General features: G+C 70.7%; 17 protein-coding genes. 9 read left to right on the forward strand and 8 right to left on the reverse strand.

The genetic code is table 11. The features are described from left to right. Positions 1 to 28: 28 nt before the first annotated feature. The 4 genes from STVA_RS06830 to STVA_RS06845 are packed head-to-tail and all read left to right on the forward strand — an operon-like array spanning position 29 to position 3,935. The gene (locus tag STVA_RS06830; protein WP_123689349.1) at positions 29 to 1,036 is read left to right on the forward strand and encodes an ABC transporter permease; all 1,008 of its coding nucleotides are present in this window, start codon (positions 29 to 31) and stop codon (positions 1,034 to 1,036) included. Then, a complete protein-coding gene (locus STVA_RS27890) occupies positions 1,037 to 1,954 on the forward strand; it encodes an ABC transporter permease (protein WP_123689348.1) in 918 nt (305 codons plus the stop codon). Beyond that, a complete protein-coding gene (locus STVA_RS06840; protein WP_197735809.1) occupies positions 1,951 to 2,937 on the forward strand; it encodes an ABC transporter ATP-binding protein in 987 nt (328 codons plus the stop codon). Before STVA_RS27890 ends, STVA_RS06840 begins: the two co-directional genes overlap by 4 nt. Next, entirely contained in the window at positions 2,934 to 3,935 is a 1,002-nt protein-coding gene (locus tag STVA_RS06845; RefSeq protein ID WP_123689346.1) for an ABC transporter ATP-binding protein, read from the forward strand. Before STVA_RS06840 ends, STVA_RS06845 begins: the two co-directional genes overlap by 4 nt. 143 nt (positions 3,936 to 4,078) lie before the next feature. Here STVA_RS06845 and STVA_RS06850 read toward each other — a convergent pair whose 3' ends face one another. The 5 genes from STVA_RS06850 to STVA_RS06870 all read right to left on the reverse strand — a co-directional run bounded on the left by STVA_RS06850 (position 4,079) and on the right by STVA_RS06870 (position 12,960). Continuing rightward, on the reverse strand, positions 4,079 to 5,623 hold the full coding sequence (locus STVA_RS06850) for a hydantoinase/oxoprolinase N-terminal domain-containing protein (RefSeq protein WP_245978283.1): 1,545 nt from the start codon (positions 5,621 to 5,623) through the stop codon (positions 4,079 to 4,081). Continuing rightward, positions 5,620 to 6,717 (reverse strand): DUF917 domain-containing protein, encoded by a 1,098-nt coding sequence (locus tag STVA_RS06855; protein WP_123689345.1) that lies wholly within the window; start codon positions 6,715 to 6,717, stop codon positions 5,620 to 5,622. The genes STVA_RS06850 and STVA_RS06855 overlap by 4 nt, the downstream gene beginning before the upstream one ends. A gap of 80 nt (positions 6,718 to 6,797) precedes the next feature. Then, positions 6,798 to 7,751, reverse strand: a complete 954-nt coding sequence (locus STVA_RS06860) for a 3-hydroxyacyl-CoA dehydrogenase NAD-binding domain-containing protein (RefSeq protein WP_123689344.1) — start codon at positions 7,749 to 7,751, stop codon at positions 6,798 to 6,800. 217 nt (positions 7,752 to 7,968) lie between these two features. Further along, entirely contained in the window at positions 7,969 to 11,673 is a 3,705-nt protein-coding gene (locus STVA_RS06865; RefSeq protein ID WP_123689343.1) for a vitamin B12-dependent ribonucleotide reductase, read from the reverse strand. Positions 11,674 to 12,051: 378 nt separating this feature from the next. Further along, on the reverse strand, positions 12,052 to 12,960 hold the full coding sequence (locus STVA_RS06870) for a DMT family transporter (protein ID WP_170216419.1): 909 nt from the start codon (positions 12,958 to 12,960) through the stop codon (positions 12,052 to 12,054). A gap of 143 nt (positions 12,961 to 13,103) precedes the next feature. Between STVA_RS06870 and STVA_RS06875 the strand changes: the two genes are divergently transcribed. The 4 genes from STVA_RS06875 to STVA_RS06890 are packed head-to-tail and all read left to right on the forward strand — an operon-like array spanning position 13,104 to position 15,631. Continuing rightward, positions 13,104 to 13,463, forward strand: coding sequence for an NADH:ubiquinone oxidoreductase subunit NDUFA12 (locus STVA_RS06875; protein ID WP_123689341.1), 360 nt, complete (start codon positions 13,104 to 13,106; stop codon positions 13,461 to 13,463). A gap of 24 nt (positions 13,464 to 13,487) precedes the next feature. Next, positions 13,488 to 13,973 (forward strand): outer membrane lipid asymmetry maintenance protein MlaD, encoded by a 486-nt coding sequence (gene mlaD, locus STVA_RS06880; protein ID WP_123689340.1) that lies wholly within the window; start codon positions 13,488 to 13,490, stop codon positions 13,971 to 13,973. A gap of 49 nt (positions 13,974 to 14,022) precedes the next feature. After that, positions 14,023 to 14,364, forward strand: a complete 342-nt coding sequence (locus STVA_RS06885; RefSeq protein WP_123689339.1) for a DUF2155 domain-containing protein — start codon at positions 14,023 to 14,025, stop codon at positions 14,362 to 14,364. Positions 14,365 to 14,380: 16 nt separating this feature from the next. After that, entirely contained in the window at positions 14,381 to 15,631 is a 1,251-nt protein-coding gene (locus tag STVA_RS06890; RefSeq protein ID WP_123689338.1) for a sulfatase-like hydrolase/transferase, read from the forward strand. On the opposite strand, the gene STVA_RS06895 is transcribed toward STVA_RS06890, so the two are convergent. Beyond that, positions 15,628 to 16,044, reverse strand: coding sequence for a VOC family protein (locus STVA_RS06895; RefSeq protein ID WP_123689337.1), 417 nt, complete (start codon positions 16,042 to 16,044; stop codon positions 15,628 to 15,630). The two genes, STVA_RS06890 and STVA_RS06895, sit on opposite strands and share 4 nt — an antisense overlap. A 97-nt stretch (positions 16,045 to 16,141) precedes the next feature. On the opposite strand from STVA_RS06895, the gene STVA_RS06900 reads away from it, so the two are divergent. Further along, positions 16,142 to 16,891, forward strand: coding sequence for a GNAT family N-acetyltransferase (locus STVA_RS06900; protein ID WP_142235690.1), 750 nt, complete (start codon positions 16,142 to 16,144; stop codon positions 16,889 to 16,891). Here STVA_RS06900 and STVA_RS06905 read toward each other — a convergent pair. Beyond that, positions 16,825 to 17,712 carry a hypothetical protein gene (locus STVA_RS06905; RefSeq protein WP_142235691.1) on the reverse strand — a complete coding sequence of 296 codons (888 nt, stop codon included), beginning with the start codon at positions 17,710 to 17,712 and terminating at the stop codon, positions 16,825 to 16,827. The genes STVA_RS06900 and STVA_RS06905 overlap by 67 nt on opposite strands. Continuing rightward, positions 17,709 to 18,287, reverse strand: coding sequence for a helix-turn-helix domain-containing protein (locus STVA_RS06910; protein WP_179955439.1), 579 nt, complete (start codon positions 18,285 to 18,287; stop codon positions 17,709 to 17,711). Before STVA_RS06910 ends, STVA_RS06905 begins: the two co-directional genes overlap by 4 nt. Positions 18,288 to 18,420 lie beyond the last annotated feature (133 nt).

An 18,420-nucleotide genomic window follows, 5' to 3' on the forward strand; every position in this document is an offset into this window, starting at 1 on the left:
GCAAGGCGGGCAGGGACGGCCAAGGCCAGTGCTGACCTACATCCTCCGGCGCATCGGCCTGGCCGGGCTGATGCTGTTCGGCCTCGTCTGCCTCACCTTCGTCATCGCCAACATCGCCCCCTCCGACCCCGCGGCACTGGCCGCGGGGCCGGATGCGGGGCGCTCGCAGATCGAGCAGGCGCGCCGCGAGTACGGGCTCGACCGGCCGCTGCACGAGCAGTTCCTGCGCTATGTCGGCGACCTGACGCGGCTGGAATTCGGCCGCTCCATCGCCACCGGCCGGCCGGTCGGCGCCGATCTCGCGCGCTATTTTCCGGCGACGCTGGAACTCTGCATCGTGGCCATGATCATCGGCTTGGTGCTGGGGGTGCCGCTCGGCATCCTGTCGGCACTCTACAAGGACGGGCCGATCGACCATTTCACCCGCATCTTCGCGGTGACGGGGGTGGCGCTGCCGCCCTTCTGGTTCGGCCTGCTGTTGCAACTGGCGTTTGCCGCCTGGCTCGGCTGGTTGCCGACCAGCGGCCGGCTGTCGGTCTTCACCGAGCCGGCCGACCCGATCACCGGCCTGCTGCTGGTCGACAGTTTGATGCAAGGCAATGGCGGCATGTTCGTTGAGGCCGCGTCCTACATGGCGCTGCCGGCGCTGGTGCTGTCCTTCCCGTGCCTGGCCCAGATCCTGCGCGTGAACCGCAGCGAGATGGTGGAGGCGCTGCGGGCCGACTACATCGTGGCCGCCCGCGCCCATGGCGTGCGGCCGGGCCGCATCGTCGTCGTCCACGCCCTGAAGAACGCGATGCTGCCGACCTTGGCCATCATCGGCCTGCGCTGGGGCTGGATGATCAGCAGCACCGTGCTGGTCGAGACGGTGTTCGACTGGCCGGGCACCGGGCTCTACGCCGTATCCTCGGCGATCGCGGGCGACTTCAAGCCGGTGATGGGCGTCACGCTGATCGTCGGCCTCAACTTCATGATCGCCAACCTGCTGGTGGACCTGATGTACGGCGTGCTCGACCCGCGCCTGCGGAGCGCCTGAGTGGCCGAGATTCCTGCGGCCGCCCTCGACCTGGAGGCCAACCGCCGCGCCCGGCGCGCCGCCGGCAACCGCCGCTGGCGGCTGGCCGGGTGGCTGATCGGCCGGTCGTTCGCCTCCATGCTGGGGCTGGTGCTGGTCGTCGGCATCGTCGGACTGGCCCTCCTCGGCCCGTGGATCGTGCCCTATCCCGAGCATGTCATCGGCCAGGTGAACTTGGCCGACAAGTTGAAGCCGCCCTCCTGGGCCAACTGGTTCGGCACCGACGAGGTCGGCAACGACATCCTGACCCGCATCATCGTCGGCGCGCGCCTGTCCCTGCTGGTGGGCGTCGGCATCACGCTGGCGGCGGCGGCCATCGGCGTGCCGCTCGGCATCCTGGCCGGCACGGCGGGCGGGCGCACGCGCGAAACCATCATGCGCTTCACCGACCTCTTCCTGTCGGTACCGGGGCTGGTGCTGGCGATCGCGCTCGTGGCCGCACTCGGCCCGGGCATCGCCAACGCCATGGTGGCGCTCGTCCTGGTGTGGTGGCCGGGCTATGTGCGGCTGGCGGAATCGAAGGCGCTGGCGATCCGCGAGGAGCCCTATATCGAGGCTGCCCGCGTGGTCGGCGCCTCGCGCCTGCGCATCCTCTGGCGCCATGTCCTGCCCAACGCCATCTCGCCGCTGATCGTGAAGATGAGCATGGATATCGGCCAGGCGATCCTGGCCGTAGCGTCGCTGGGCTTCATCGGCCTCGGCGCCAAGCCGCCGACGCCGGAATGGGGGGCGATGATCTCGATCGCCCGCGGCTACCTGCCCGACTACTGGTGGTATGCGGTCTTCCCGGGCCTCTTCATCTATCTGTCGGTGTTGGGCTTCAACCTGCTGGGCGACGGGCTGCGCGACATCCTCGATCCGCGGAGCAACCGCTCGTGACGGCCTTGCTGGAGATTGCCGACTACCGCCTGGCCTTCGACACCTTCGACGGCACGCTGCATGTCCTGGACGGCATCGACCTGACGGTGGAGGCCGGCGCCACGCTCGGCATCGTGGGCGAGACCGGCTGCGGCAAGTCGGTCCTGGCGCGCTCGATCCTGCGCCTCAACCCGACGCCGCCCGCCCGCGTCGTCTCGGGCGAGATCCGCTTCCGCGGCGCCGATGTGCTGGCCCTGCCGGAGGCCGGCATCCGCCGCCTGCGCGGGTCCGCCATCGCCATGGTGTTCCAGGACCCGGCCACCTACCTCAACCCCCTGCTGACCATCGCCACGCAGATGGAGGACGCGATCCGCGGCCAGGATGCGGCCGGCGGCGGCAAGGTGCGGTCGCGCAAGGCCGCCCGCGCGGTATCGGCGGAACTGCTGGCGGCGGTGGGCCTGCCGGGGCCGATGCGCCTGCTGGCGTCCCACCCGCACCAGCTTTCGGGCGGCATGCGCCAGCGCGTGCTGATCGCCATGGCGCTGCTGGGCAACCCCTCGCTGCTGGTGGCCGACGAGCCGACCACGGCACTCGACGTCACCGTCCAGGCCCAGGTGCTGGCGCTGATCGCGGGACTGGTGCGCGAGCGCGGGCTCGCGCTGATGCTGATCAGCCACGACCTGGGCGTGGTCTCGGCCAGTTGTGCGCGGGTCGCCGTCATGTATGCCGGCACGGTCGTGGAGGAGGCGCCGACCGGCGAGCTGCTCGACCGGCCGCTGCACCCCTATTCGCGCGGCCTGATCGCGGCCGTGCCCGACCTCGACCGGCCGGAGGTGCGACCCAAGGGTATCCCCGGTACCATCCCCAGCCTGCTGCACCCGCCCGCCGGCTGCCGCTTCAACCCGCGCTGCGAGATGGCGACCGATCGCTGTCGCCAGGAGAAGCCCTTGCTGCGAGAGCTGCTGCCCGGCCGTCGCGTCGCCTGCCATCACGCCGCCGCATGACGACGACCGCCCCGCCGCTCCTGCGCGCGACCGGTCTGGCCAAGACCTACGAGGTCGGCGGCACCGCCTTTCGCCGCGCCCACAAGGTGGCCGCCGTGGCCGGCGTCGACCTGGCGCTCGACCGCGGCACCTCGCTCGGCATCGTCGGCGAAAGCGGCTGCGGCAAGTCCACGCTGGCCCGCCTGGTATTGCGCCTGATCCCGATCAGCGGCGGCAGCATCGCCTTCTCGGGCGAGGACATCACCGCGATGGGCGAGCGCCAGCTTCGCCCGATCCGCCGGCGCATGCAGCTTATCCACCAGAACCCGGCCGCAGCACTCGACCCGCGCCTGACGGTGGAGGCGGCGGTGGCCGAGCCGCTGAAGGTCCATGGGGTGGCGCGCGGTCGGGCCTTGCGCGACCGGGTGGCGCAACTGCTGGTCGATGTCGGCCTGCCGGGCGACTTCCTGCACCGCTACCCGCACGAGTTGTCGGGCGGCCAGAAGCAGCGCGTCTGTATCGCACGCGCCCTGGCGCTGGGGCCGGAGCTGCTGGTGCTGGACGAGCCGACCTCGGCGCTGGACGTCTCGGTCCAGGCGCAGATCCTGGATTTCCTGGCCGAGCTGCGCGCCCGCCACGGCTTCGCCTACCTCTTCATCAGCCACAACCTGGCCGTCGTCCGCCAGGTGTGCGAGCGCGTCGCCGTCATGTATCTGGGCCGTATCGTCGAGGAGGGCCCGGTCGAGCAGGTGTTCGGCCAGCCGACCCATCCCTACACCCGCGCGCTGCTGGGATCGGTGCCGCGCCTGGGCCGCGCCGGCATCGCCGCCGTGGCGCCGGGCGAGCCGCCCAACCCGGCCGCCCCGCCCGCCGGCTGCCCCTTCCACCCGCGCTGCGCCTTCGCCGAGGACCGCTGCCGCACGGGTGCGCCGCCCGTGCTGGCGGCGACCGCTCCCGATCACCACGCCGCCTGCTTCGTGGCGGCCGAGGGGCGGTTGCCGGCTGCATCAACGCCGTAGCGTGCCTCGACTGCTCGTTCCGCTGCGCTTCACCCCGCGCTCGGCATGAGGGCTGCCAGTAACCGGCACGTAGAAGAACGCAGGCCTTCCTTATCCTGAGCGCGGAGCGCAGCGAGCAGTCGAAGGACCCGCCGGCGCCCGCATCACGCCACGTCGCCCACCACCCGCGCCCGTACGCGCAGCGAGTTGCCGGGCAGGTAGGCGAGCGGGATATCCTCCATCTCCACCAGCTTCAGGCTCTCCCGGTCGGCACCGGCGCGCACCGCGCGGGCCTCGGCCAGTTCGCGGGCGCGCGCCATGGCGGCCTCGCGCGGCAGGTCGCGGAAGATCTGGTCGACCTCGCCTGACACCTGGGCGATGGCGGCACCCAGCGCGTTGGCCACCCCCTGGTGCGGCACCCGCACCACTTCCGACACGCCGGGCAGGCTGTCCGGCACCAGGAAGGCGCCGCCGCCGACGGCGATCAGCGGGATGTCGGCCGCATCGCTTTTCATGCGGTCGACGGCATCGGCGATCATCGCGTGGATGCGGGCGATGGCGGCGCGGACATAGGCGGGGTCGAGGTCGGCCACGCGCGAACGGTCGCCCAGCTCCACCAGGCCGGCCGCCACCGCGACGTCGGACGTCGTCAGGTCCGGCCCGCCGAAGACGCGGGCGCGCTCGGTCAGGCGGAAGCCGACGCTGACCGGGCCGATATCGTTGGGGTCGGCCGGGTTGCAGAGCGTACCGCCGCCGAGCCCGATCGACAGCAGGTCGGGCATGCGGAAGAGGGTGCGCACGCCGCCCACCTCGACCACGTTGTTGGCCTCGCGCGGGAAGCCGTTCACCAGGCTGCCGACGTCGGACGTGGTGCCGCCGACATCGACCACCAGCGCCCGGTCGAGGCCCGACAGGAAGGCCGCCCCGCGCAGGCTGTTGGTCGGGCCGGAGGCGAAGGAGCGTACGGGATAGGCGGCGGCCTCGTCGGACTGCACGACGGTGCCGTCGTTCTGGGTGATGAACAGCGGCGCCGCGATGCCGACCGCGGCCAGCGCGTCGGCGAAGGCGGCCACCGTGCGCCGCGCCATCGGCACCAGGGCGGCGTTCAGCAGCGACACGTTCTCGCGCGCCAGCAGGCCAATGCGGCCCAGCTCGTGCGACAGGGTGACCTGGGCGTCGGGCCATTCCTCGGCCAGGATGGCGGCCGCCCGCTGCTCCTGGTCGGGATTCAGGGGCGAGAAGGCGCCGGTGATGGCGACGGCCGTCGTGCCGTCGGCGCGGATGGCGCGGGCCGCTGCCCGCACGGCGTCCGCATCGAAGGGCGCGATCGGCTGCCCGTCGACCTCGTAGCCGCCGCGCACGGCGTGGCTGGGGGCGGCCACCACGGCGCGCAGGTCGGCCGGCCAGTCGACGAAGGCGGGCAGGGTGCGCGCGGCCGGCAGCGAGATGCGGATGCCCGCCGTGCGGGCCAGGCCCCGGCGCTGCACGACGGCATTCGTGAAGTGGGTGGTGCCGATCATCACCGCGCCCACCGCGTCGCCGGCCGTGCCGCTCTCGTCCAGCAGCCGGCGCAGGGTGGCGAGGATGCCGCCCATGACGTCGGCGGTGGTCGCGGTCTTGACCGCATGGCGCACGCTGCCGCCCTGGATCAGGACGGCGTCGGTGTTGGTGCCGCCGACATCGATGCCGATGCGTAGAATATCGGTCATGCCGGGCGCTCCGCGAAGACGGAGTGGAAGTCGAGGTCGAAGCCGAAGGCGCGCGGGCCGACATGCTTCAGGCCCTTGGGCGTCGTCAGGATGGCGGGCGCCGGCAGGGCGATCACCGTCACCCGCTGGCCGTAGCGCACCGTCTCGGTGCCGATGGCGTCGCCCGAGGCGCTGTCGACCAGGGTGATCAGGTCGGGCACGGTGGCCGCCACCTGGTCGCCGCGCCAGGCGACCGAGAACTCGTTCTGGAAGTCGATCGCCATGGTCTGGCCCAGGTCGGCGTCCAGCCCCTCGATGGCGATGCGGCCGCGCAGCCAGCCTTCGGTCGCGCGCCGCATCACGTCGGTGATCTTGCCGCGGAAGAGGACCATGCCGCCCTCGGCCGCGACCACGGCCGCGATCGGGTCGGCGTGGGCTTCGCGGGCGGCGCGCACCGTGCGGCCGATCGACAGCCCGCGCGACAGCGTGTGCAGGCAGGTCGCGCGCTTCACCTCCGCGCCGGTGCGCGGCGCCTTGCAGGTGGCGGCCGAAGCGCCGAACACGGTGCAGGCGCGCCTGGTCATCCGCTCCATCCACGACCAGTCCTCGGCCTCGGTGAAGAGGATGCGGTTGCGGCGGATGTCGACCATCGTCCACGGGTAGGCCGGCAGGTCGCAGATGGCGAAGGTGGTCATGTCGGCCTGGGGGAAAGCGCGGCCCATGGCGTCGCAGTCGACGATCGGCAGGCCCAGCAGCAGCCCGGCCAGGATCGCCTGGAAGCCGTTGCTGCCGCCCACCTCCCACAGCATCACCGCGTCGAAGCGGCGGCCGAGATACTCCTCCATCATCGGGATGGTGCTGGCGATCACGTCGCCGTCGCACAGCTTCTCCTGCTTGGCCAGCGGCGCCCCCATCTGGCCGACGCAGGCGACCAGCGCGTCGTCGGGCAGCGACAGCGGGTCGATCACCGTTGCGCGGCGGCCGGCGGCCAGGTGCTGCTTGGCCTCCAGCATCGAGAAGTAGGGGTCGCCGCCGCCGCCGGTGCCGAGGATCCAGGCGCCGGTCGCGAAATCCTCCAGATCCCGCTCGCGCAAATCGAAGGGGGGACGATGCATGGGCGATCCGGGCTCCGGGAGATGGCGGGCGGGAAGATGGCGGGAAGGGACAGGAACGCTATCCTATCGCCCGATCAGTGTCACCCCGGCGCGGACGCCTTCTGCAAAGCCTCCAGGATCGCCACCAGCTTGGCGTCGCGGTCGCGGGCCAGCTCCGGGATGGTGCGGCCGGCGGCCTCCTCGGCCACGCCCTCGATCAGTTGCCGGCGCACCTCGGGCGTCAGGCGGGGGCGGCCCAGCTCTTCCCAGCGCGTCTCCATGAACTCGCCCAGATGGTCGAGGAAGTGGGGCATGCCACCCTCGCCGCCGGCCAGCGAGAAGGTGAGGGTGGGGCCCATGATGGCCCAGCGCAGGCCGGGGCCGTAGGCGATGGCCTTGTCGGTGTCCTCCACCGTCGCCACGCCCTCGGCGACGCAGTGGACCGCCTCGCGCCACAAGGCGCTCTGCAGGCGGTTGGCGAGGTGGCCCGGGATCTCCTTCAAGAGCCGGATCGTCTTCTTGCCGACCGCCTCATAGAAGGCGATGGCCCACTGGACCGTCTCTTCGTCGGTCCGGCCGCCGCCCACCACCTCCACCAGCGGGATCAGGTGCGGCGGGTTGAACGGGTGGCCGATCACCAGCCGGCCCGGATGGGCCATGCGCGATTGCAGGCTGGAGGGCGTGAAGCCCGAGGTGGAGGACGAGATCACCCGGTCGGGCGGCAGGGCGGCGTCGATGCGCGCCAGCAGCTCCTGCTTCAGCGTCTCGCGCTCGGGCGCCTGCTCCTGCACGAAGTCGGCGTCGCGCACGCAGTCCTCGACATCGGCCGTGAAGCGCAGCCGCGCGGGATCGGCCCCGACCGCCAGGCCCAGCCGCTCCAGCGTCGGCCAGGCGCGGGCGACGAACCCGCGGGCGAAGGCCTCGCCGTCCGGCGCCGGATCGGTCGCCACCACGTCATAGCCGCGCGCCAGGAACCACACCGCCCAGCTCGCCCCGATGGTGCCCGCCCCCACGATCGCCACCCGCCGCACGTCGCCGACATCGATCAACGCCATGTTCGTTCCCCTCCCTGATTGCCGCGGCAGGATCGCGGGGCGGATGGGTTGGCGTCAATCGCGGGTGCCGCGCATTTCGGCTGGCCAAGCATTGAAATCGGATTCGTGATGGCGAGCGGCTCGCCATCCTCCTCCTCGGACGAAGCAGCGAGGGTCTCCCGGAATCGAAGCGGGGGGACGGTTGCCCGTCCCCCCGTCTACCCGCCAGGGACCGACCTTAGCTGCAGCCGCTGGTCGACCCGCAGGTGTCGCACTTCATGCAGGTGCCGTTGCGCACCAGCGTGAAGTTGCCGCATTCGCCGCAGGAGTCACCCTCGTAGCCCTTCATCCGCGCCTGGCGCACCCGCTCGGCGCGGCTGGCGCCACCGGCGGCGCGGGGGGGCGCGGCCGGGGCCGGGGCCTCGAACGACCGGGTCTCGAAGGCCTGCACCAGGGTGGTGTTGCCGCCGACCGCCAGCGCCACCGTCTCGGTCGCGACCGAAGTGGCCTGGACGGTGGCGGGCTGGGCCGCCGCCTGGCCGCCGCCTGGCACGACATAGAGGCGGGAGCGGACATAGCCGTTGCTGGCGACGCGCTGCACGGCAGCCATCGAGGGCAGGTCGCCCTCGCCGTCGCCGCGGCCCAGTGTGTCCGGCATCATGTCGGCGGGCTCGGCATGGGCCAGGTCGTTGCGGCCCAGGTACGAGATCGCCAGTTCGCGGAAGATATAGTCGAGGATCGAGGTCGACATCTTGATGGTGTCGTTGCCCTCGACGATGCCCGACGGCTCGAAGCGGGTGAAGGTGAAGGCCTCGACGAACTCCTCCAGCGGCACGCCGTATTGCAGGCCGATGGAGATGGCGATGGCGAAGTTGTTCATCAGCGAGCGGAAGGCAGCGCCCTCCTTGTGCATGTCGATGAAGATCTCGCCCGCCTTGCCGTCCTCGTACTCGCCGGTGCGCAGGTACACCTTGTGGCCGCCGACGATGGCCTTCTGGGTATAGCCCTTGCGCCGCTGCGGCAGGCGGCGGCGCTCGGCCCGCTCCACCACCCGTTCGACGATGCGCTCCACGATCCGCTCGGCCACCATCGGCGCCTTGGCCGCGGGGGCCGCGGCGGCCACGTCGTCCGCGATCTCCTCGGCCGCGTCGTCGCCGATCGCCGAAGACAGCGGCTGCGACAGCTTGGAGCCGTCGCGATAGAGCGCGTTGGCCTTCAGCCCCAGGCGCCAGGACAGGAGATAGGCCTCCTTGCAGTCCTCGACGGTGGCGTTGTTGGCCATGTTGATGGTCTTGGAGATGGCGCCGGTGATGAAGGGCTGGGCGGCGGCCATCATGCGGATGTGGCTGTCGACCGAGAGATAGCGCTTGCCGTCGCGGCCGCACGGGTTGGCGCAGTCGAAGACCGGCAGGTGCTCGGCCTTCAGGTAGGGCGCGCCCTCCAGCGTCATCGCCCCGCAGCAATGGATGTTGGCGGCATCGACGGCTGCGCGCGAGAAGCCGAGGGCGGCCAGCAGGTCGAAGGCCGGGTCGTCCAGGCTGTCGTTCGAGAGGCCCAGCCGGTCGCGGCAGAAATCCTCGCCCAGCGTCCACTTGTTGAAGGCGAACTTGATGTCGAAGGCGCTGCCGAGGGCCGCTTCCAGCTTCTCGATCGCGGCCTCGGTGAAGCCCTTGGCCCGCAGCCCCTCATGGTCGATGCCGGGGGCGCCATCCAGCGAACCGTGGCCGACCGCCCAGTTCACGATCTCGGTGATCTGCCACTCGGGATAGCTCAGGGTACGCAGCGCCTGGGGCACCATGCGGTTGATGATCTTGAAGTAGCCGCCGCCGGCCAGCTTCTTGTACTTCACCAGCGCGAAGTCGGGCTCGATGCCGGTCGTGTCGCAATCCATGACGAGGCCGATCGTGCCCGTCGGCGCGATCACCGTCGTCTGGGCATTGCGGAAGCCATGCTGCTTGCCGAGCTCCAGCGCCTCGTCCCAGGACAGGCGGGCGGCCTCGACCAGCGCCTGGTCGGGGCAGTTGGCGGCATCCAGCGGCACCGGCAGGATCGCCAGCCCCTCATAGCCCGCGGTCTCGCCGTGGGCGGCCCGGCGATGGTTGCGGATGACGCGCAGCATGGCGCCGCGATTGGCGGCATAGCCGGGGAAGGCGCCCAGCTCGGCCGCCATCCGGGCCGAGGTCGCATAGGCCTGCCCGGTCATCAGGGCGGTGATGGCGCCGCACAGCGCGCGGCCGGCATCGCTGTCATAGGGCAGGCCCATGGCCATCAGCAGCCCGCCGATGTTGGCATAGCCCAGGCCCAGCGTGCGGAACTCGTAGCTGAGCTCGGCGATCCGGCGCGACGGGAACTGCGCCATCAGCACCGCCACTTCGAGCACCACCGTCCACAGCCGGCAGGCATGGGCGAAGCCCTCGGTGTCGAACGTGCCCTCGGCCGTGTGGAACGCCATCAGGTTGATCGACGCCAGATTGCAGGCCGTGTCGTCGAGGAACATGTACTCCGAGCAGGGGTTGGACGCGTTGATCCGTCCGCTCTCGGGGCAGGTGTGCCACTCGTTGATGGTGGTGTCGTACTGCACGCCCGGATCGGCCGAGGCCCAGGCGGCATGGGCGATCTTCTCCCACAGCTCGCGGGCGGGCAGGCGGCGGGCGACCTTGCCGTCGGTGCGGCGGATCAGCTCCCAGTCCGCACCCTTCTCGACCCGGTCGAGGAAGGCGTTCGACAGGCGCACCGAGTTGTTCGAATTCTGGCCCGAGACGGTGAGGTAGGCCTCGGAATCCCAGTCGGTGTCGTAGGTCGGGAAGTGGATCGAGCTGTAGCCCTGGCGGGCGAACTGGATCACGCGCTGGATGTAGTTCTCGGCCACCATGGCGCGGCGCGCGGCGCGGATCTCGGCCTTCAGCGCGGCGTTCTTCGCCGGGTCGAAGCGGTCTTCGCCCGTTGCCCCGACCCCGGCTGCTTCGGTGCAGGCCTTCATGATGCGGTTGAGGTGGCGGTCGGCCAGCTTGGAGCCGGCGACGAGCGCTGCCACCTTCTGTTCCTCGACGACCTTCCAGTCGATATAGGCCTCAATGTCGGGGTGGTCGACGTCGACCGTCACCATCTTGGCCGCCCGGCGCGTGGTGCCGCCGGACTTGATGGCGCCGGCCGCGCGGTCGCCGATCTTGAGGAAGCTCATCAGGCCGGACGAGCGCCCGCCGCCAGACAGCTTCTCGCCCTCGCCGCGCAGGCGGGAGAAGTTCGAGCCCGTGCCCGAGCCGTACTTGAACAGGCGCGCCTCGCGCACCCACAGGTCCATGATGCCGCCTTCGCCCACCAGGTCGTCGGCGACGCTCTGGATGAAGCAGGCATGCGGCTGCGGCCGCTCATAGGCGTTGGGCGAGGGGGCCGCCTGGCCGGTGCGATGGTCGACATACCAATGACCCTGGGCCGGGCCGTCGATGCCATAGGCCCAGTGCAGGCCCGTGTTGAACCATTGCGGGGAATTGGGTGCAGCCATCTGGCGCGCCAGCATGAAGCGCATCTCGTCGAAGAAGGCGCGCGCGTCCTCCTCGCCGTCGAAATGGCCGCCCTTCCAGCCCCAATAGGTCCAGGTGCCGGCCAGGCGATCGAACACCTGGCGCGCGCTGGTCTCGCCGCCGATGCGCTCGGCCTTCGGGTGCAGGGCCAGGGCCGCCTCGTCGGCCTCGTGGCGCCACAGCCAGGAGGGGACGTCGTTCTCCTCGACCTTCTTCAGGACGGCGGGCACGCCGGCCTTGCGGAAGTACTTCTGGGCCAGGATGTCGCTCGCGACCTGCGACCAGTCGGCCGGCACCTCGATGTCGGTCTGCTGGAAGACGACGGAGCCGTCCGGGTTGCGGATCTCGCTGGTGGTGCGGCGAAAGGCAACGGAGTCGTAGGGATCGCGTCCCTCGCTGGTGAAACGTCGCGCGATACGCATTCCCTTGCCCCCTTGGTATTGCGTGCTGCCGGGCATTTCCGCCTGACACATTGGCTGGTAGCGGCGAACCGCGCCGACGCAATATGTAGAACAGGCGGCCCCCGAGCCGCAACGGGTTGGGCCAAAAAAATGAAGGACTGCCGTATCTAAGCTGCAAATCTTTCGAGCATGCGAAAGCATCGCAACGTATTGCGTTGAATTCGTTGGATTTTCCGAAGGTGACGACGTTTATACCCGATCGGTCGCGGGTGCGTCGGCAGGGACAGCGTGCCAAAGCCGCCCCGGGGAGGCAACCAGATTTGGTCGATCAACGCGCGGCGGACGCCAGATGTTGCAAATCTGCGTCGCCCGCCGCGGGCGGGACTCGTGTCGGCGGTACTACGGGCGCGGGTCGCGCAGTTGCAGCGTCACCAGTGCCGCCAGCACCACGAGGATGCCCAGGCCCTGCTGCCAGGTGACGGTCTCGCCCAGGACGGCGACGGCGGCGCCGACCGCGATCACCGGCTCGATATTGCCCAGTGCTGCCACGCGCACCGGGCCCAGCAGGCGTACGGCCAGGAAGAGCGTCGTGAAGCCGATGGCATAGACCAGGCTGGCGCCGCCCAGCCCGGCCCAGCCAAGCGCGGTCGCCGGCCAGGCCGGCCCGCCCTGGATCGCCACCAGCAGCAGGTAGGCGGCGGCTGCCGTCAGCACGGCATGGGCGTTGACCACCAGCGGGTCGGCGCGTCGCAGCAGGCGGCTGGTCCAGAGGATCGAGGTGGCGCAGGCAAGCGCCGCCATCAGCGCCAGCCCCAGGCCAAGCGGGTCGAGCGCCCTGCGCCCGGCTGCAACACCGCCATCCATGCCGACCACCAGGGCGATGCCGGCGAAGGCCGTCACCAGGGCAGCCGCGCGCAGCAGCGTCAGCCGCTCCTGGCCCAGGATGTGGGCGGCCCCCGCGACCATGGCGGGGAAGGTGAAGAAGACGAGGGCGGCGACGCTGACCGGGATGTGGATGATCGCCGACAGGTAGCCATAGGACAGCACGCCCGCCAGCAGCCCGATGCCAATGGCCTGGCGCCGGTCGCCCGCGGCCAGGCGCAGCGGCCGGCCCAGCCGGCGCAGCAGCAGCGTGACCACCATGGTCGCCACCGTGAAGCGCATCAGGATCGCCGTCTCCGGCGTGCTGCCGGCGTCGTAGGCCAGGCGAGCCAGCGTCGGCGCCAGCCCGAAACCCACGCTCGACACCAGCAGGAAGCCCAGCCCGCGCCAGTAGCGCGCCTCCGGCGGCTCGACGAAGCCGCTCATGTCGGTGGAGAATCGGGTGACGGGGCAGGGGCGGGCATGGTCCGGCGGGGCTCCCGAAAAGGGCCGACACTTTACGCGACGGGGTCCGGGTGCCATAGTCCGGCCCATCAATCACCCCTGACGGCAGATTCGCGGACCGCTTCATGACGCTGGGAACGCGCTTGTTCACTTGGCTGCGGGGCCGCGAGGTCGGCAGCGATCATCTCGGCAACCGCTATTATATGGAACGCAAGGCCGGCCCGGGCGACCGCAGCCGGCGCTGGGTCGTCTACAACGGCGCCGCGGAGGCGACGCGCGTGCCGCCGGAATGGCACGCCTGGCTGCACCATACGGTGGCGGCCGTGCCAGCGGCCGGCGCCGGACAGCCGCACCGCGCCTGGCAGAAGGAGCATCTGCCCAACCAGACGGGGACGGAAACCGCCTATCGCCCGCCCGGCCACGTCCTCCAGGGCGGCCGGCGCGCCCGGGCGACCGGCGACTACGAGCCGTGGCGGCCCAACTAGAGCAGGATTCGAGCTGGCATCGGAATGAAGCACAATATCGTCGAGACGATCATCGGCGCCGTCGTCCTGCTGGTCGCGGCCGGGTTCGTGGCCTTCGCCTACAATTCGAGCGGGGTGCGCGCCGTCAGCGGCTACGAGCTGATCGCGCGGTTCGAGCGGGTGGATGGCGTCGCCGTCGGCTCGGACATCCGCATCGGCGGCATCAAGGTCGGCTCGATCTCGCGCATGGAGCTCGATCCCAAGACCTATCTGGCCGTCGTCCATCTCAGCATCGAGCCGTCGGTGAAGCTGCCGGCCGATACCGTCGCCTCGATCTCCAGCACCGGCCTGCTGGGCGACAAGTTCCTGGCCCTGGTGCCGGGCGGCGACGAGAAGATGCTGCCGCCGGGCGGCGTCATCCAGTACACGCAGGCTTCCGTCAGCATCGAGAACCTGATCGGCCAGTTCATGTTCAGCCAGGGCGGGGCCGACAAGAAGGGCGAAGCGCCGGCCGACGCGCCCAAGCTGTGATCGTGCGCAAGTGACGGGGTGCCGCGCCGGGCGGTTGCGGTGGGCTGCCATGGCCGCGGCCGTGGCGCTTTTGCCGGCCGCGCCCGCGCTGGCGGCCGAAGTGGCCGTGCTGCAGGCGCTCGACAAGATCCTCGGCCGCATCTCGACCCTGGAGGCCAAGGTGGGGCAGGAAACCACCTTCGGCACGCTCCATATCGTCGTGCGCGCCTGCCGCACCCGCCCGCCCGAGGAACCGCCCGAGAGTACGGCCTTCCTTGAGGTCGACGACCAGCGCCCGGGCGAGGAGCGCCGCCGCGTCTTCACCGGCTGGATGTTCGCTTCCAGCCCCGCCATTTCGGCCCTCGAGCACCCGGTCTACGACGTCTGGGTGAAGTCTTGCCGGACCGAGTAGCCGGGGGACCCGTGCCGTGACGGTGCGGCCCGACATCATCCTGGTGATGACCGACCAGCAGCGGGCGGACAGCCTGGGCTATGCCGGCAATCGGTTCGTCGCCACGCCGCATATCGATGCGCTGGCGGCCAGTTCGCTGCGCTTCCGCAATGCCGTCACGCCGTTCCCGCTGTGCAGCCCAGCGCGGGCCGGGCTGTGGACCGGCCTGCACGCCCATCGCCACGGCATCACCGACAACATCTATGGCGAGCCGGATGCGCTGGCTCGCCTCGGCCGGGCGACCGTCTTCCCGGCGATGCAGGCCGCCGGCTACCGCACGGCCTATATCGGCAAGTGGCACCTGGGGGAGGGGCAGCCGGCCGGGTTCGATCACTGGGCCGGCTACAACTCGGCCGTTTCCCAATGGGTCCCCGGGCCCGGCGGCCGCGTCTGGCGGCCCGAGCAGGAGACCGACGCGGCGCTCAGGCTTCTGGCCGAGTGGGGAACGGGCAGTCCGTTCCTGCTGGTCCTGTCCTACTATCCGCCGCATCCGCCCTATGATGCGCCCGACCGCTACTTCCCGCGCTATCGCGGCGGCGGGCTGCCGCATGCGGCCTACTATGCGGCGGTCGACGGCATCGACGCCTGCGTCGGGCGGCTGATGGCAGCGGCAGCGACGCGCCCGCCGGACCGGCCCCTGGCCATCCTCTATTGCTCCGACCACGGCGACACCTTCCAGGTCGGCAAGGGCAGCAAGCGTAGCGCCGACGATGCGGCCCTGCGCATCCCGCTCCTCGTCCATGCGCCGGGCGTGCAGCCGGGCGATGTCGCGGCACCCGTCTCGCTGCTCGATGTCGCGCCGACGCTGGCGGGCCTGTCGGGCGTCGACTGGCGGGCCGATGGCGACGACCTGACGCGAGTTGCAGATGGCACGGTCGCGCGCGACGGGCTGGTCGTGCAGAACGTCGGGCTGGAGCCGGTGGCCGACCGGCAGGGCAACCTCCGTCAGATGCTGGGCGTCCTGCCGCGCTGCGAGCGCATATTCTGGACCGGTGCAGCCAAGCTGGTGCTGCCCGAGGCTGGCCCGCCCGCCTTGTTCGATCTTGCCGCCGATCCGGAAGAGCGGCGCAATCTGCTGGTCGGTCGGTATGTCAACCGCGCGGGGGTAGTCCTGGCCCATGAACTGGCCGCGCGCATGATCGAATCCTGCGCGCGGATGGCCGACGGCCAGGGCGAGGCGCTGGCCGCCTCCTTTCAGCGCAAGCTCCACCAAGTCATGCGGGGCTAGCTGCCGGGTCGGTCGGGCGGCCCTTTCAACTCCACGACATTGCCTTCCGGGTCGCCGACATAGATCGAAGGCCCTTCCCCATCGGCGCCAAAACGCTGGCCACTTTCCCCTGGCGCCAGGCCGTGGGCGGCCAGGTGGGCGGTGATCGCGGCCGCGTCCCAGGGCTCGATCCGCAGGCAGAAATGGTCGAGGTTGCGACCTTCGGACCCGGGAGCCGCACCGCCCCGCCGGCCGAGCTGGCCGTCGATCGGCACCAGGTCGATCAGCGCGCTGCCGGCGCGCAACTGCACCAGCCCCAGCGCGTCCTGCCGCCGTTCCACGGTGCAGCCCAGCACGCCGCAATAGAAGCCCAGCATGCGGTCCAGGTCCGTGACGCGCAGCACGAGATGGTCGAGATCGAGAATCCGGAACATGGGCGGCATCCTACCGCGCGCACCCGGTGGGGCGATAGCTTGGGCGACTCGCGCAATTAGTGTAGTATGTATGTTTATACACTAATAGGTTGTAGTCATGCTTTCGCCTCAGTTCCCGGTAAATCCCGCCGCCCCGGCCGTGCCGGGCGCGCTTCTCGGGCTGCTCCTGGCCGCGGCCGAGGGCACTATAGCGCAGCGCGGCGTCCGGCTGGTCCGCCATGATGACATGACCGGCCTGCGCGACCGCCATCGCGCGGACGCCTTTCTCGCCGCCGACCGGCCGCTGCCCTCGCAGCTCGATGTCGACTACTGCGCACTGCCGCCCGATAGCGCCTTCTGGATCGAGGGCCTCGACGAGAACGGGCGGACCGTGCTGACCCACGCGGCCCGCCTCTTCGACTGGTCCGCGACCGACCTGGAGCGGGAGGGGCTGGCGTCGCGCATCTTCTACGACCGGCCGCAGGTCGACGGCCGCCCGGGACAGGACCTGACGCTGGATCAGCCGATGCCGGTCCGGGTGTCCGGCCGCGTCGCCTATGTCGGGGGGCTGTGGATCCATCCCGACTGCCGGGGCCGCGGGCTTGGCCGCATCATGCCGCGGGTGGGAAGGGCGTGGGCCTATCTGCGCTGGCAGCCGGACTTCGTTTTCAGCCATGTCGTCGACCGGCTGCTCGATGGCGGGCTGGAGGCGGTCTATGGCTATCCCCATCGCCATCGCGGCCTGCGCTTCCGCAACCGCTACGGCCGGGCGTACGACGTGTCCTGGGTGTGGATGTCCGGTCAGGAACTGGTCGAGGACAGCGCCAGGTTCGCTGGCACCTTCCAGTCGACCCGGCCGCGCAGGTGACTGACCCCGGATACCATGCGGCGCCCGTCCTCGGTCTGCCAGGGCAGGATCAGCCGGTCGTAGATGCTGCGCCGGCCGATGCCCGAGGGGGCGGCGATCGACCCTTCGCAGGCTTCCAGTATCGGGCCGCCGCGGGCATGCGCCTCGCCATAGACCTGGCTGGCCGCGGTCGAGAAGCGCATGTCCGGCTGTTCGTAGACCGAGCGGCCGAGGGCCTCCGACCAGCCGGCGGCGCCGTAATGCGTCAGCCGGCGACCGCGGAACGCCACCAGCATCCGGCTGTCCCCGGCATGCTCCACCAGCGTCGTGCGCCCCAGGCAATGCGCCCGGCGGAAGGGCCGGCGCGGATCGTCCGGCAGGATGCCGCCGCGCATCGTCCATATCGCCATCAGGCGTACGAAGCTCTCCGGCATGGCCGTCACGGCGGGATCGGCCACCAGTTCCTCGGCGTGGAACGCCTTGTCGAGATGGCGGCTGCGCGGGCCGCTCTTCAACTGCTCGATCCGCAGGGCCAATGCGTCGATGCCCGGTACCATCTCATGGCACCAGTCACCGGCAAAATGCGTCAGCACCATGCGTCGCGGCCTGAGATCGGCCAGCAGGAACATGATCTGGGTCAGGGCCCGGTCGGTGATCGCCGTCGGTTGCAACCGCAGGCGCACGCCGGCCCCCGCAGCCGCCAGTTCGATCATGCCGAACTTGCGCACGCCGTAGGACAGCGGGTCGCCGCCGCCCGGCGGCATCCGGTGGATGACGCGCTGCAGCCCTCGATCGACCGATAGGATAGTGCCACGCCGGTCGATGAGGACTCTTGCTTTCACCTGGCCGATTGCCTCTTCGGTGCCGGAACCGGGGTCGTCAGCTTGTCGCCGAGGCGATGGAACAGCTCCATCAGCGACTGCCGCAGGTCGGAACTGGCGATGCGCTCATAGGCCCGCGACAGCTCGATCGCTTCGCGGCGCAGCATGATGCCCGGCTCCTGCGGGGTTTCCGCGCCGCCCTCGAGGCCATCGAAGAAGGCCGTCACCGGCGTGCCGAGAACCTGGCCGATCTGTACGAGCTTGCTGGCGGAAATGCGGTTGCCGCCGCGCTCGTACTTCTGCACCTGCTGGAAGGTCAGGCCGATCGCCTCGGCCAACTGGGTCTGGCTCAGGCCCGCGACGGTACGATAGAGGCGGACCTGACGGCCGACATGCACGTCGACCGGCGACGGGCCGTCGATGATGGCGACGCGGCGGCGCGGGCGCTCGGCGGGGGCGGCGGGGCGCGCGGCGCGCGGCTTGGCGGCGGCCGGCGGGGCCAGCACGCGGCGGACGGTGGGCAGGCCGACCTGCAGCTTCGTCGCGATCTCCACGTCGGTCAGGCCACCGGCCTTCAGGGCCTGGATGCGAGCCATCTGGTTAGCTGGGGAGCGTGCCATCTGCGTTACCTTTTCATGACGTGCAGTCGCGCTGCAAGGGAATCAGGCGACCGGGACGAAGCTCTTTGGCGACCCAACCCCCCCAGACAGGCCGACAACGCGAATCTAG

Source organism: Stella humosa (assembly GCF_006738645.1).
GTDB classification, from domain to species: domain Bacteria; phylum Pseudomonadota; class Alphaproteobacteria; order ATCC43930; family Allostellaceae; genus Allostella; species Allostella humosa.